Source organism: Rathayibacter sp. VKM Ac-2759 (assembly GCF_009834225.1).
Taxonomy (GTDB): Bacteria; Actinomycetota; Actinomycetes; order Actinomycetales; family Microbacteriaceae; genus Rathayibacter.
In genome coordinates this window covers 723,753-736,829 of record NZ_CP047176.1, presented here as the reverse complement: position 1 = coordinate 736,829, position 13,077 = coordinate 723,753, and the positions used below count along the sequence as shown (strand labels likewise).

Here is a 13,077-nt window from a genome sequence, read left to right as displayed (position 1 = left end):
GCTGTCGCAGCTGAACGCTCCCTGTTGGGGGCGGCTGCTTCAGTATGCAGAACCCTCCGCGAGGGGCCAAACCCCCGGTGCGGGCGAGGACCGGCGCAGACGGTGCCGACCCGAGCCGTGCGCGAGGTGTCTGCTTCACTGGGCGGATGGAGATCATCGTCGCCCTCGTCGGCCTGCTGGGCGGCCTGCTCGTCGCGATCGCGGCGGTCGTGGTCGTCGTGGTCGGGCGGCGGCGCGCGAAGCCCGCCTCGCTGGTCGACGTCGAGGTGCGCCTGTCGCACGCGGGCGACGACTGGTGGCGCGTGTCGGCGACGGTGCGGAACCTCGGCCGGACGGACCTCGAGCCCTCGACGTTCGTCGACGGGCGGCCGATCACGATCACGCTGGGCGGCGCCCACGCGGGCGAGTGGTACGGCACCGAGCCGCGGGCGGCGGAGTGGTCGCTGGCGTCCGGCGACACGATGATGCTCGCCCCGTGCGTGCTTCCCCGGACGGTCGGCGTCGGTGCCACCGTCGTGGTCCGCGGCCGACCCGACGTGCGGATCGATGCGCCGCTGCGCTACATCCCCGTGCGCGAGAACATCGTGGAGACGCAGGGAGCGCTCCCCGGCCCGACCGCCGCGGCCCCCGCCCGCCCCGCCGCCCCGCATCGGGTGGTCGACGCCCCACTCGAGGCTCAGCCCGAGCAGGAGAGCGTGGTGCGCGGCGGCTTCGGGATGTACGCGGCGATGGGTGCGGGAGTGCTCGGTGCCCTCTTCGTGGGCGTCGCGCTCGTCGTCTCGCTGGCCGGCTCCTCCGTCTCGGGGATCGGCGAGGCGGGCATCGTCCTCATCGGCACGGCCCTCGTCGGGCTGGTCGGGACGCTGACCCTCCGCCTCTTCCGGCGCGCGTTCGAGCCCCCCGCACTCTGGCGCACACCGCGGCAGCGCCTGATGCGGCCGGGGACGATCATCGTGCTCGTGCTCGCGTACACCGGTCTCGCGCTGTTCTGCCTCGAGTTCCTGATCCAGGGGGCCTCGGGAGAGACGACCTGGGTCGCCGGTCTCGGTGTGGTGCTGCTGTTCGCGGCGCTCGTCGGCGCAGCGCTGGTCGGCTTCCTCCGCCTCGTCGTGCTGATCGGCGTGCGCCGGGCGTCGAGGGCCTGAGCTCAGGAGCGCGGCGGCGCCGTCGACTCGCGGACGACGAGGGTCGTCGCGAGCTCGATGCGGTGCGAGATCGGCGCGATGCCGTCGTGCATCCGGACGAGGGTGTCGACGGCGAGGCGCCCGATGTCGTGCATCGGGGTCCGGACGGTGGAGAGCAGGGGCGCCGTGGGCAGCACGGCGAAGGTGTCGTCGTAGCCCATCACGCTGAGGTCGGCCGGGACGCTGAGCCCGAGCGACACGGCCGCGCGGATCGCCTGGAACGCGTCGATGTCGTTGGTCGCGACGACGGCGGTCGGCGGGTCGGCCAGTGCGAGGAGCTCCGGCACGATCCGCTCGGCGGATCCCATGCCGTGCTCCGAGACGAGGGCCTGATCCTCGGCGAGGCCCGCGGCGGCGAGCGCCTCGCGGTAGCCGCCGTAGCGGGCGCGCAGGCCCGGGTTGCGGGCGTCGCCGCCGACGAAGGCGATCCGGCTGTGCCCGAGCGAGACGAGGTGCTCGGTCGACTGCTGCCCGCCGACCCAGTGGTTCGAGCCGATGCTCACGACGGAGGGGTCGAGCGGGTTGGGCGCGTCGACCGCGACGAGCGGGAGCGACGCCTCCGCGCAGGCGGCGACGAGGCGGGCGTCGATGGCGGTCGTGACGGCGAGGATGCCGAGGTGCCCCTTGGCCGCGACCGAGCGGACGAAGGCGCGGTCGAACCGCAGCCCCTCCTCCGCCGACTCGCCGGGCGCGAGGACGCCTGTCGTGACGTCGACGCGTTCGCGCTGCGCGCCTCCGACCACGCCCTCGAGGATGCGCAGCGAGTAGAGGCTGAGCAGGGTGTCGAAGACGACGGTGATGCCGCCGCCGAGGCGCGAGGCGCGCGGCGACGGGGTGTAGCCGAGATCGCGCAGCGCCTCCTCGACCCGGGCGCGGGTGGTCGGCGAGGCGCCGGGGCGGCCGTTGAGCACCTTCGAGGCCGTGGCCTTCGAGACTCCGGCTCGCGCGGCGACCGCGTCGAGGGTGACGCGCGTGTCGGGAGTGCGGGCCACGGGGGCCTTTCGGTCGGAGGTGTGCGTCGACACTAGCCGAAACTGTTTCGCACAGGGACTCCGGGCGTCACATCGATTCGACCGCCGCTGCCACCGACTGGTTCACTACCTAGCATGAGTCGGGATGTGGTCGTCGTCGGCGCGGGGCTGTTCGGGACGGCCGCCGCGCTCCACCTGACGCGCGCGGGAGCCCGCGTCACGCTGATCGAGTCGGGAGCGGCCGCGAGCGGGACGACCGCGGCGGGAGCCGGCTTCGTCGGGCTCTGGGCCGCCGGCTACGCCTGGTACTGGAACGAGTCGGAGCGCGACCTCGAGCAGTACGGCATCGACTTCTACCGCGCCCTCGCGGCCGACCCCGATCGCGGCGGCGACATCCTCCTCCACGAGACCGGCAGCGCCTGGCTCGCCGTCACCGACGACGGAGTGCGCGACCATCTCGGCCCGCTCGCCGATCACCCGCTCCGGCCGGAGGGGTCGCGCTCGCTCACGCCCCAGCAGGCGGCGGAGCTGATCCCCGGCCTCGATCCCGCGGCCGTCGCCGGCGGTTTCGTGCAGCCCGGCGGCATCCAGATCAGCGCGCCCGACGCGGCGCTCGCCCTCGTCGCCGTCGCCCGCGCGGCCGGAGTCGAGATCGTCGAGCACGCGCCCGTCACCGAGGTCGTCGCCACCGACGGTCGTGCGAGCGGGGTCCGCACCGCCGACGGCCGCACGTTCTCCGGCGACGCGGTCGTGCTCGCCGCGGGCTCGTGGACGAACGCGCTCCTCGCGCCACTCGACCGCCGCCTCCCCCTCGCCCGCGTCGTCGCGAGCCGCCTGACCACCGCGCCGTTCGGCCTCCCCCTCCTGCCCACGCTGATGCTGCCCGAGCTCGACGGTCTCTGGGTCCGCGAGCACCGGGGCGGCCTCACCTACGGCAACGGCGTCGGCTACGAGCCGCTCGGCGAGGCCGAGGCCGACCGGCGCCCGCAGCGCACCGACCTGGTCGAGGCGATGGACGCGCATCTCGCGCCGATCCTCGCCCGGCTGCTGCCCGCCTCCGCCGACGCGGTGCGCGAGACGGAGTGGACGCAGGGCGTCGTCTCGTACACCGCCGACCGCCGGTTCCTCGCCGGGCCGGTGCCGGAGCTGCCCGGGCTGTTCGTCGCCGCGGGCGACAACGAGTCCGGAGTGACGCACGGGCCGGGCCTCGGCCGGCTGGTCGCCGAGCTCGTGCTCGAGGGCCGCTCGTCGCTCGGCGACGCCGCGCGCTACGCCCCCTCGCGCTTCGCCGCGCAGCCCTTCGCCGACGAGGCCGCGGTGCTCGCGGCCATGCCTCCGCGCCGCGAGGTCGACGCCCGATGACCGGCCGCGACGTCGTCGTCATCGGCGCCGGTCTGGTCGGAGCCGCGGCCGCCCGGGCCCTCACCGAGCGCGGCGACCGCGTGCTCGTGCTCGAGCGCTACGAGCGCGGCCACCACCGGGGCTCGTCGCACGGAGAGACGCGCATCTTCCGCCGCGGCTACCTCGAGGACGACTACCGCGCGCTGACCGGGCGGGCCGCGACGGAGTGGGCGCGGCTCGAGGCGGAGTCGGGGCGGAGCCTGTTCACCGCGACGGGCGCGATCGACCACGGCGACGCCTCCGCCCTGCTCGCGATCGAGGAGGCCTTCGCCCGCGACGGCATCCCGGTCGAGCGCCTCGACGCCGCCGAGGCCGCGCGCCGCTGGCCGGGGCTGCGCTTCGAGACCGACGTGCTGCTGCACCCCGAGGGCGGCCGGCTCGACGCCGCCGCCGCGATCGAGGCGCTGCTCGCGTCGGCCGAGGCGCGCGGGGCGATCGTGCGGGCGGCCGTCGGCGTCCACGGGATCCGCGAGCACGGTGCAGGAGTGCGCCTCGACACCGACGAGGGCGCGATCACCGCCGACGCGGTCGTCGTCGCCGCCGGCTCCTGGACCCCGGCACTCGTGGACGACCTCGTCTCGGCCGCCGGCCGCCGCCTCCCCGCGGTGCGCGTGACCCAGGAGCAGCCCGCCCACTTCGCGACCGCGCTCGCCGAGTGGCCGAGCTTCGTGCACCACCGCGACACCCTGCCGACGATCTACGGCCTCGCGACACCCGGGGTCGGCGTGAAGGTGGGCGAGCACGGCACCGGCACCGCGGTCGATCCCGACCTGCGCGACTTCCGGGCCGATCCCGCGCAGCTGGCGCGCCTGCAGCGCTACGTCGCCGAGTGGGTGCCCGGCGCGGAGGCGGCGAGCGCCGACCCGATCAGCTGCCTCTACGACACCACTCCCACCGAGGACTTCGTGCTCGACCGGGTCGGCCGCGTCACCCTCGCGACCGGCTTCTCGGGGCACGGCTTCAAGTTCGGCCCCGTGCTCGGCGACCTGCTCGCCGATCTCGTCGACGGGGCGGAGGCGCTCGAGCGCTTCCGCCTCACCCCCTGACTCCCCTCACGAAAGCAGCAGAATGCACTCCTTCCGCGCGCTCGGCGCTCTCGCCGTGCTCGGCACCACCGTCGCTCTCGCCGGCTGCACCGCCGCCTCCGACGGCGGATCGGCGGCGAGCGACCGCCTCGTCATCGGCACCACCGACTCGACCGTCTCGCTCGACCCGGCCGGAGCCTGGGACCGCGGCAGCTTCACGCCGCAGAACCAGATCTACCAGCACCTCCTCACCTACGAGGACGGCGACACCACGCCCGTCCCCGAGATCGCCGAGGCGTGCGACTACGACAGCGCGACCACGTACCGCTGCTCCATCAAGCCGGATCTGACCTTCTCGAACGGCGACGAGCTCACCGCCTCCGACGTCGTCTTCTCGTTCCAGCGCGTCCTCGACATCGCCGCCGACACCGGCCCCTCGCCGCTGCTCGCGAACATGGAGTCGGTCGCGCAGGACGGCGACGACGTCGTCTTCACCCTGGCGGTCCCGAACGACCAGACCTGGCCGTCGGTGCTGACCAGCATGGCCGGGCCGATCGTCGACGAGGAGGTGTTCCCCGCCGACGCGCTGCTCGAGGACGCCGACGTGATCGGCTCGGGGCCCTACGCCGTCGGCAGCTACGAGGACGGCGGGCTGCTGCAGCTCACCGCGAACGCCTCCTCCTCCGGCACCGCGCCCAAGACGGCCGAGGTCGTGCTCAAGCCCTACACCTCGTCGACGAACCTGCGCCTCGACGTCGAGAACGGCGCGGTCGACGTGGCCTACCGCTCGCTCACCGCGACCGACATCGAGGACCTGAAGGGGAACTCCGACCTGCAGGTCGTCGACGGCCCCGGCGGCTCGGTGCGCTTCCTCACCTTCAACGTGAACACGCAGCCGGGAGGCAGCGCCGAGCAGAAGCTCGCGATCCGCCAGGCCGTGGCCTCGCTCGTCGACCGTCAGGAGCTCGCGGACCAGGTCTACCGCGGCACCTACGCCCCCGCGTACTCGGTCGTGCTCGACGGCCAGCTCGGCGCGACGGAGGCGTTCTCGGACGTCTACGGAGCCGCTCCCGACGCCGCGAAGGCCGCGTCGATCCTGGCGGCCGCCGGCGTCTCGACCCCGGTGACCCTGCCGATCCAGTACACGAGCGATCACTACGGCCCCGACTCCGACCAGGAGTACGCGCTGATCGAGTCGCAGCTGGAGGCGTCGGGCCTGTTCAGCGTCGAGCTGCAGTCGACCGAGTGGACCAGCTACGTGACCCAGCTCTCGCCCGACTCGGGCTACCCGGCCTACCAGCTCGGGTTCTTCCCGGACTACCCGGACCCCGACAACTTCCTCCGCGCGGCCTACTCGTCGACCGGAGCCTCGGTCGCCAACGGCTACTCGGACCCCGAGGTCGACGCGCTCATCGACACGGAGGCGACGGCCACCGACCAGGACGCCCGCGCCGCCGCGATCGAGCAGCTCCAGATGGTGACCGCGACCGACGCGCCGATCATCCCGCTGCTCCAGGGCCGCGAGACGGTCGTCGCCGCCGCCGGAGTGACGGGCCTCGAGGACACGCTCGACGCGACGTACCTCTTCCGCTTCGGCGCCCTCGCGAAGTAGGGCCCTCGCGAGGTAGCGCCCTCGCGAGGTAGCGCCCTCGCGAAGGTAGCGCCCTCGCGAAGGAGGAGCGCCGCACAGCATCAGCTGAGGAGGGGTGGCCTCGTCCGTCAGGGCAGGGACCCCCTTCTCAGCTGATGATGCGCGCCGATCCGTCCGTCGCATCCTCCTGATCGCGAGCGCCCTGGAGCTGGTCGCTCGCCACGACCGCTGCGACGGGCGCACGACGGGTCCGCAGCACGCCGATGGCGACCGTCGCCACCGTGAGGGCGAAGGCCGCGCCGGGGAGAGCCGAGCCGAGCGTCCAGAGCGCGCTCGACACGATCGCGATCAGCGGGACCACGTCTCCGCTGTAGCTCCAGTTCTCGGGCAGCGTCGTCATCAGAAGGGGGACGGCCAACGTCGCCGCCCACAGCACGGCGGTGTAGGCCACGAGGAGGAACCACCACCGACGGTCGCGCGTCACGAGCGCGCCGCCTTCACGGCGATCGCGGCACCGATCGACAGGAGTCCCGTGGTGATCGCCGGACCGGGCAGGAAGCTCACCAGGTTCCGAACGAACTGCTCGGCCGGAGTCGCCGCGTCGTAGTACACCGCGGTCGTGCCGATCCAGAACAGGGCCGCTCCGATCATCAGGAGGAGCGCTCCCATCACGGCGAGCGCGAGCGGAACGCGCGTGTCGGCGGCCGGCGAGGCCGGCGCGGGTCGCGCGCCGTCGGGCTCGTCCTCGTCCTCGTGCGGCGGCTCGGCGAGGAGCGGCTCGACTGCGGGCGGCTCCTCTCGCGGCTCATCCGGCACACGGACCTCACGCCGCCGCTCAGGCAGGCGGGGAGCCGCTGTCTCGGGCGCCGCTTCCCCGCTCTCGGCGCTCTCGCCCCGGCGCGGTCGCCGGAACCGCTCCTCGGCCCGCGTGAGCCGCTCGGGCTCGGGCCCCGCGTAGCCGCGCTGGTAGGCCGCGTGGTACCGCGGATCCGTCTCGCTGCTCTCGGCCATGCCGCCCCCGTCTTTCGCGCCCGAGTCGTCCCCCCGGTGCTCGTTCTCCTCATCCTTCCGCACCGCTGCGGCGCCGGGGCGTCAGCTCCGCGCTGTCGCCTCCTCGACGACGACGCCCTCGCTCCAGCCGTCGAGCCCGTCCGGCTCGGTCGCCCGCGCCGGTCTCGGGACGCGCTGCGCGACGCCCACGACGATCAGGGCCGCGAGCAGCGCCAGCGCGGCCGTGGCCACGGAGGGCGCCGTCTGGCCGAGCGTCTCGCGCACGATGATCTCGGGCGGCACCGTCACCGAGGTGCCCTGCCACTGGTCGGGCAGCAGGAGCATCACGAGCGGCAGCGCCAGCAGCGCCGCCCACAGCACCGCATCGAGCGCGATCGCCGCGGCCCACCACCAGCGCAGGCGGGTCACGAGCGGGACGCCCGGACGAGCTGGGCGATGACGGCCGCCCCCAGGCAGAGGAGCCCGACGGTGAGAGCGGGCGCCGACGCGAACTGCAGCACCAGCCGGACGTACCGCTCGGGATCCACTCCGTCGACGTAGACGGTCGCGCTGTAGATGCTGTTCGTGGACCACCACGCGCCGAGGGACCCGAGCATCGTGAGCACGACCCCGACGATCACGAGGGCGACGGGGACGCGGCGCCCGAGCATCGGCGCGCGGGCCGGCGGCGCTGCGGGTGCGGGCTCGGACGCCTCCTCGGCGGGCACGTCGAACCCGAGGGCGCGGGCCGGGTCGACGGCGGGCGCGGGCTCCGGGTGCTCGGGCGCCGGCTCCGGATGCTCGGGCGCCGCGACCGGCTCCGCACCGCGGCGCGGGCGCCGGAAGCGCTCCTCCGCCCGGGTGAGCCGCTCGGGCTCGGGGCCGTCGTAGCCGCGCTGGTAGGCCGCGTGGTAGCGCGGATCCGTCCCCGTGCCCTCAGTCATGCGTCCCCCGCCTCGTGCGCTCGAGTCCTCATCCTGGCGCACCTCTCCCCCACCGCCCCGCGGATCAGCCGGCGGAGACGACGCTCGCGCGGGACGGCAGGCTCGCGATGCCCGCGCCCACCAGCAGCGCCGCGATCATCACGGCGGTCAGGGCACCCCAGCCGCCCACCCCGATGACGAGTCCGAGCAGCCAGCCGCCGACTCCGGAGCCCGCGTAGAAGGCGATCGTGTAGACGGCGCCCGCGTGGCCGCGCAGCGCCGAGGGGGCGCGCGCGCCCGTCCACGCCGCTCCGGTCGCGTGCACGGCGAAGAACCCGGCCGAGAACACCACGAGCCCGGCGATCACCACGGCGACGACCTCCGCGAGCATCACGACGAGGCCGATGATCATCGCCGCGATCCCGATCCGCATCAGCACCCGCGGCCCGAGGCGCGGCGCCCAGACGCCGGCGACGCGCGACGAGACGGTGCCCGCGAGGTAGGTGACGAAGAGGAGCGACACGAGCGCCGGCGGCAGCGCGAAGGGCGCCGCCTCGAGCCGGAACGCGAGGTAGTTGTAGACCGCGACGAACACGCCGACCACGAAGAACGTCTGCAGCGCGATCGCCACGAGGACGGGATCGCGGAGGACTCGTCCCGTCTTCACGCGCCAGCCCGACGCCTCCGGCACCCGGCGCACGCCCCCGCGAGGGGCGAGCAGCACGAACGCGAGCGCCGCCGCCGCGCAGACCAGCGTCACCGCCAGCAGCGCCGCCCGCCAGCCCACGACGGAGGCGAGCGGGCCGGCGATCAGGCGCCCCGCGGCACCGCCCAGGGTCGTCCCCGAGACGTAGGCGGCGGAAGCCGCGGTCGCCGCCGCTCCTCCCACCCGGTCGTGGATCGCCGCGACGGCCAGGGCGGGCACGGCCCCGAGCGCCGCTCCCCCGAGGAACCGCAGCACCAGCAGCACCTCGAACGAGGGCGCGACGCAGGCGAGCAGCGCGAGGACGACGGAGGAGAGCACCGCGATCCGCATCGACTCGAGCCGCCCGATCCGCTCGGCGATCGACGCCCAGGGCAGCACCATCAGCGCCAGGCCGAGGGTGGCGGCCGAGACGGTCAGGGCCGCGTCCGAGGGGGTCAGCCGCCACTCGCGCGCCAGCTGCGGCAGAACGCTCTGCACCGCGTACAGCTCGGCGAACGTGGCGACACCGGCGGCGAGGAGCGCGATGATCAGCCGGCGCTCGGAGGCGGGCGGCGCCTCCGCGGTGGAGCGCTCGCGGAGGGTCATGGGTCGAGGCTAGGTCCGCACCGCAGCGCATGACCAATGCCGAACCGACCATCACCCATACGCTGAGCGCATGAGTGATGACGCCGAGTGGCCCGCGATCCTGCGCCTCCTGCCGGTCCTGGTCGCCGTGGGCCAGACGGGGAGCGTCACCGCTGCAGCGGCCGAGCTCGGCGTGCCGCAGCCGACCGCGAGCCGCTCCCTGGCCCGCCTCGCCGCGCTCGTCGGCACGTCGCTGACGCGCCGGGAGGGCCGAGGAGTCGTCCTCACCGAGGCGGGCGCGCGCCTCGCCGACGCCGCGCAGGACGGCATGGCGCTGATCCGCGCCGGTCTCGCCGAGGTGCGCCAGGCGGGCGACCTCGAGAACGGACGGATCTCGATCGCGTTCCAGACCCTGCTCGGCGAGAGCTACGTGCCCGATGTGATCCGCCGCTTCCGCCGGCGCTGGCCGCGGGTCGGCTTCGGGCTGCGTCACGGCTCGCGGGCGCTGTGCCTCCGGGCGGTCGGCGACGGGGAGGCGGAGCTCGCGATCATCGCGGACCCGCCGACCCTGCCCGGCACCACCACGACCGTCCTGTACACCGAGCCGCTGCTGGCGGTCGTGCACCACCGCCATCCGCTCGCCGCGCGCCGATCGGTGACGGTGGAGGATCTGCGCGGGCTCGACCTGATCATGCTGTCGCCCGGCTACGGGCTGCACGAGTCGGCCCGGCGGCTCCTGTCGTTCGACGGGCGCGACCCCGTGCCCGCCTTCGAGGTCGGCGACTACCGCGCCGCGCGAGGGCTGGCGGCGGCCGGGCTGGGCATCACGATCCTCCCGCCGAGCCCCTCCTCGATCGACGACGGGGTGCGCGAGATCCCGATCGACGATCCGCGCGCCCACCGCGAGATCGGCGTCCTCGTGCGCTCGAGCGCCAATCCGGTGGTCCCCGAGTTCGTGCGGGCGCTGCGGGCGGCGGCCGGAGCGCGGGGCCGCGTGGTCGACTGACGCGAGATGACGGATCGCGCCACTGATGTCAAGTGCGGGACTCGGGGACGTTCATGCAGGAAGCTTCGAGAGGATCCACGCACACCTCCCCCGCTGAACCACCCCCGCCTCGAGAACGGCACGGCCATGATCCTGCTCCGCACCCACTCCAACCGCTGGATCGCGCGCGCCCGCCGGACCGGCGTGGCGCTCGGCCTGATCACCTTCGCCGCCGATCTGCCGCGACCGGTCTACAAGACCGTGCGACTCGACGTCGAGAGCGGCGAGCGCGTGCTGCTGCGCGACGCGGACTCGCTCGAGGAGGCGTTCGCCGTGCTCATCGCGGGCGTCGAGCGGTCGCGGCTGGCCGGCGAGCTCGAGCCGCTCGACGAGCCGACCGACCCCCTCGAGGACGACCCGCTCGAGGACGAGATCGCGGCCTGACCCGCGCACGCCGAGGAGGCGTGCACGGGTGGCCCGCGGTCAGGGCCTGCGCACAGCGCTCGTCTCGTCCTCGCGGGAGAGGCGCTCCGCCTCCTCGCCGCCGACGGCCTCGCCGCGCGCGACCATGCCCGCCTGGTCCGACAGCGGGATCTGCTTGAGGAAGATCGCGAGCACCAGCGCGAGCAGGATGAACGGGATCAGGTACCAGAAGACCGGCGCGAGCGACTCCGCGTAGGCGGCGACCACTCCGTCCTGCACCGACTGCGGCAGGGTCGCGAGGGTCTGCGGGTCGAGCGTCGCGGCCGAGGCTGCGGCGTCGCCCGAGCCGGCGAACACGGCCGTCAGCTTCTCGGTCAGCGAGTTCGTGAAGATCGTGCCGAAGATCGCGACACCGAGGGCCGCTCCCACCTCGCGGAAGTAGTTGTTCGAGCTGGTCGCGGTGCCGATCTGCTCGGCGGGCACGGCGTTCTGCACGACGAGGACGACCACCTGCATGATCAGGCCGAGCCCGGCGCCGAAGAAGAAGAGGTAGACGCAGATCAGCCAGATCGGGGTGTCGGCCGCGAGGGTCGTCATCGCCGTCATCGCGAGGGCGGTGACGATCGTGCCGACGATCGGGTAGATCCTGTACTTCCCGGTGCGGGTGATCAGGATGCCGGAGGCGATGGAGGTGCCCATCAGGCCCGCCATCATCGGCAGCATCAGGAGGCCCGACACCGCGGCGGAGGTGCCCGACGCCATCTGCAGGAACGTCGGGATGAAGGCGATCGCCGAGAACATGCCGAGGCCGAGGGTGAGCCCGATGGCCGTGGCGTTCACGAAGATCGGGTTGCGGAACAGGCTCAGCGGGATGATCGGGTCCTCCGCGCGCGACTCCACCCAGACGAATCCGGCGACCGCGAGCAGGAAGCCCGCGCCGAGGAGCCAGGTCAGCGGGGCGCCCCAGCCGTACTCGGCGTCGCCGCCGATGTCGGTGAAGAAGATCAGGAGCGTGGTCGCGGCCGAGAGCAGGACGACTCCCGGGATGTCGATCCTCTTCTGCGCCCTCTTGCTCGGGAGGGTCAGCGCGAACCAGGCGATGGCGAACGCGGCGATGCCGACCGGGATGTTGATGTAGAACGCCCACTGCCAGGTCAGGTGGTCGACGAACAGTCCGCCGAGGAGCGGGCCGGCGATGGCCGAGAGACCGAAGACGGCGCCGATGGCCCCGAGGTACTTGCCGCGCTGATTGGCCGGCACGATGTCGGCGATGATCGCCTGCGAGAGGATCATCAGCCCGCCGCCGCCGAGCCCCTGCAGAGCGCGGAACACCACGAAGCTCCAGAAGTCGCCCGCGAACGCGCAGCCGATGGAGGCGATCGTGAACAGGGCGATCGCGATCAGGAAGAGGTTGCGCCGGCCGAGCACGTCGCCGAACTTGCCGTAGATCGGCATGACGATCGTGGTCGCGAGCAGGTAGGCGGTCGTGATCCAGGCCTGGTGCTCGACTCCGCCGAGCTGGCCGACGATGGTGGGCATCGCCGTCGAGACGATGGTCTGGTCGAGGCTCGAGAGCAGCATCCCGGCGATGAGCGCCGAGAAGATGATCCAGATCCTGCGCTGCGTGAGCAGGAGCGGCTTCGTACTGGCGGCGGTCGTGGTCATCGGTCCTTCTCGGGGTCGGGTGTCAGGAGGGTGCGGGCGAGGCGGAGGCGTTCGCGCAGGAGCGCTTCGAACGGCGGGCCGTCGGAGTGCGCGAGCGACTCCTCGACGGCGTGGCGAGCGAGGGTGCCGACGAGCTGCACGGCGAGGCGGATGCGCGGGTCGTCGGGGGCGACTCCCTCCCGCTCGGCCGAGAAACGCTCGAGGAGCCGGTCGCGCTCGCTGCCCGCCTGCATCAGCGCGGTGAACAGCTTGGGCTCGCGCTCGAGGAGGGCGAAGAGCTGCTGGGCGCCGTCGGGGGTCAGCCCGATGCCCTCGAAGTGCCCGACCGCGAGGTCGACCAGCCCGTCGAGGAGGGTCGCCGACAGCGCGCCGGGAGCGCCGCCTCCCGCGAGGAACCGCTCGAGCACCTCGCCCTCGAGGCCCTCCTCGGGGCGGCCGAGGACGGCCTGCTCCTTGGTCGGGAAGTAGTTGAAGAAGGTGCGCCGCGAGACGCCGACGTCCTCGCAGAGCTCGTCGATCGTGAATCCGCTGAGCCCGCGCGCGACGGCGAGCTCGCGGGCCCGCGCGCCGAGCTGCGCGCGCCGCTCGCGCACCCTCGGACTTGCACTATCGGTCATGGAGTGCATTCTTGCACACTCCGCAGAAATCG

The 13,077-nt window shown here is 73.7% G+C and carries 14 protein-coding genes; 6 read left to right on the top strand and 8 right to left on the bottom strand.

What is annotated here, in order from left to right:
- The first annotated feature begins 146 nt into the window (after positions 1-146).
- Complete coding sequence (locus tag GSU68_RS03355) at positions 147-1,145, top strand: hypothetical protein (protein ID WP_159905695.1); 999 nt, start codon at positions 147-149, stop codon at positions 1,143-1,145.
- A 2-nt stretch (positions 1,146-1,147) separates the two neighbouring features.
- On the opposite strand, the gene GSU68_RS03350 is transcribed toward GSU68_RS03355, so the two are convergent.
- On the bottom strand, positions 1,148-2,176 hold the full coding sequence (locus tag GSU68_RS03350; RefSeq protein WP_159905694.1) for a LacI family DNA-binding transcriptional regulator: 1,029 nt from the start codon (positions 2,174-2,176) through the stop codon (positions 1,148-1,150).
- Between the two features lie 114 nt (positions 2,177-2,290).
- On the opposite strand from GSU68_RS03350, the gene GSU68_RS03345 reads away from it, so the two are divergent.
- From GSU68_RS03345 to GSU68_RS03335, 3 genes are read left to right on the top strand one after another with little or no spacing between them, the layout of a single operon-like run.
- Positions 2,291-3,517 carry an FAD-binding oxidoreductase gene (locus GSU68_RS03345; protein ID WP_159905693.1) on the top strand — a complete coding sequence of 409 codons (1,227 nt, stop codon included), beginning with the start codon at positions 2,291-2,293 and terminating at the stop codon, positions 3,515-3,517.
- Positions 3,514-4,602, top strand: coding sequence for an FAD-dependent oxidoreductase (locus GSU68_RS03340; protein WP_159905692.1), 1,089 nt, complete (start codon positions 3,514-3,516; stop codon positions 4,600-4,602). The genes GSU68_RS03345 and GSU68_RS03340 overlap by 4 nt, the downstream gene beginning before the upstream one ends.
- A 22-nt stretch (positions 4,603-4,624) precedes the next feature.
- Complete coding sequence (locus tag GSU68_RS03335; protein WP_159905691.1) at positions 4,625-6,193, top strand: ABC transporter substrate-binding protein; 1,569 nt, start codon at positions 4,625-4,627, stop codon at positions 6,191-6,193.
- A gap of 127 nt (positions 6,194-6,320) precedes the next feature.
- On the opposite strand, the gene GSU68_RS03330 is transcribed toward GSU68_RS03335, so the two are convergent.
- The 5 genes from GSU68_RS03330 to GSU68_RS03310 form a co-directional block, all read right to left on the bottom strand.
- Positions 6,321-6,656 (bottom strand): hypothetical protein, encoded by a 336-nt coding sequence (locus GSU68_RS03330; protein WP_159905690.1) that lies wholly within the window; start codon positions 6,654-6,656, stop codon positions 6,321-6,323.
- Positions 6,653-7,183 (bottom strand): hypothetical protein, encoded by a 531-nt coding sequence (locus tag GSU68_RS03325; RefSeq protein ID WP_159905689.1) that lies wholly within the window; start codon positions 7,181-7,183, stop codon positions 6,653-6,655. Before GSU68_RS03325 ends, GSU68_RS03330 begins: the two co-directional genes overlap by 4 nt.
- An 81-nt stretch (positions 7,184-7,264) precedes the next feature.
- Entirely contained in the window at positions 7,265-7,591 is a 327-nt protein-coding gene (locus GSU68_RS03320) for a hypothetical protein (protein ID WP_159905688.1), read from the bottom strand.
- Positions 7,588-8,106, bottom strand: a complete 519-nt coding sequence (locus GSU68_RS03315; RefSeq protein ID WP_159905687.1) for a hypothetical protein — start codon at positions 8,104-8,106, stop codon at positions 7,588-7,590. The genes GSU68_RS03320 and GSU68_RS03315 overlap by 4 nt, the downstream gene beginning before the upstream one ends.
- Positions 8,107-8,170: 64 nt before the next feature.
- Positions 8,171-9,376, bottom strand: a complete 1,206-nt coding sequence (locus GSU68_RS03310) for an MFS transporter (RefSeq protein WP_159905686.1) — start codon at positions 9,374-9,376, stop codon at positions 8,171-8,173.
- A 70-nt stretch (positions 9,377-9,446) separates the two neighbouring features.
- On the opposite strand from GSU68_RS03310, the gene GSU68_RS03305 reads away from it, so the two are divergent.
- Both GSU68_RS03305 and GSU68_RS03300 read left to right on the top strand, forming a co-directional pair.
- The gene (locus tag GSU68_RS03305) at positions 9,447-10,361 is read left to right on the top strand and encodes a LysR family transcriptional regulator (RefSeq protein WP_159905685.1); all 915 of its coding nucleotides are present in this window, start codon (positions 9,447-9,449) and stop codon (positions 10,359-10,361) included.
- A gap of 126 nt (positions 10,362-10,487) precedes the next feature.
- The gene (locus tag GSU68_RS03300) at positions 10,488-10,784 is read left to right on the top strand and encodes a hypothetical protein (protein ID WP_159905684.1); all 297 of its coding nucleotides are present in this window, start codon (positions 10,488-10,490) and stop codon (positions 10,782-10,784) included.
- A 39-nt stretch (positions 10,785-10,823) separates the two neighbouring features.
- Here GSU68_RS03300 and GSU68_RS03295 read toward each other — a convergent pair whose 3' ends face one another.
- The gene (locus tag GSU68_RS03295) at positions 10,824-12,428 is read right to left on the bottom strand and encodes an MDR family MFS transporter (RefSeq protein ID WP_159905683.1); all 1,605 of its coding nucleotides are present in this window, start codon (positions 12,426-12,428) and stop codon (positions 10,824-10,826) included.
- Positions 12,425-13,045: a TetR family transcriptional regulator gene (locus tag GSU68_RS03290; protein ID WP_159905682.1), complete on the bottom strand. Its 621-nt coding sequence runs from the start codon at positions 13,043-13,045 to the stop codon at positions 12,425-12,427. Before GSU68_RS03290 ends, GSU68_RS03295 begins: the two co-directional genes overlap by 4 nt.
- Between the last annotated feature and the right edge of the window lie 32 nt (positions 13,046-13,077).

Bases quoted from the DNA above. Each gene is read 5' to 3' on its own strand.
- GSU68_RS03315 (WP_159905687.1), bottom strand. From the start codon at position 8,106: ATGACTGAGGGCACGGGGACGGATCCGCGCTACCACGCGGCCTACCAG.
- GSU68_RS03335 (WP_159905691.1), top strand. From the start codon at position 4,625: ATGCACTCCTTCCGCGCGCTCGGCGCTCTCGCCGTGCTCGGCACCACC.
- GSU68_RS03300 (WP_159905684.1), top strand. From the start codon at position 10,488: ATGATCCTGCTCCGCACCCACTCCAACCGCTGGATCGCGCGCGCCCGC.
- GSU68_RS03345 (WP_159905693.1), top strand. From the start codon at position 2,291: ATGAGTCGGGATGTGGTCGTCGTCGGCGCGGGGCTGTTCGGGACGGCC.
- GSU68_RS03310 (WP_159905686.1), bottom strand. From the start codon at position 9,376: ATGACCCTCCGCGAGCGCTCCACCGCGGAGGCGCCGCCCGCCTCCGAG.
- GSU68_RS03290 (WP_159905682.1), bottom strand. From the start codon at position 13,045: ATGACCGATAGTGCAAGTCCGAGGGTGCGCGAGCGGCGCGCGCAGCTC.
- GSU68_RS03340 (WP_159905692.1), top strand. From the start codon at position 3,514: ATGACCGGCCGCGACGTCGTCGTCATCGGCGCCGGTCTGGTCGGAGCC.
- GSU68_RS03295 (WP_159905683.1), bottom strand. From the start codon at position 12,428: ATGACCACGACCGCCGCCAGTACGAAGCCGCTCCTGCTCACGCAGCGC.
- GSU68_RS03355 (WP_159905695.1), top strand. From the start codon at position 147: ATGGAGATCATCGTCGCCCTCGTCGGCCTGCTGGGCGGCCTGCTCGTC.
- GSU68_RS03325 (WP_159905689.1), bottom strand. From the start codon at position 7,183: ATGGCCGAGAGCAGCGAGACGGATCCGCGGTACCACGCGGCCTACCAG.
- GSU68_RS03305 (WP_159905685.1), top strand. From the start codon at position 9,447: ATGAGTGATGACGCCGAGTGGCCCGCGATCCTGCGCCTCCTGCCGGTC.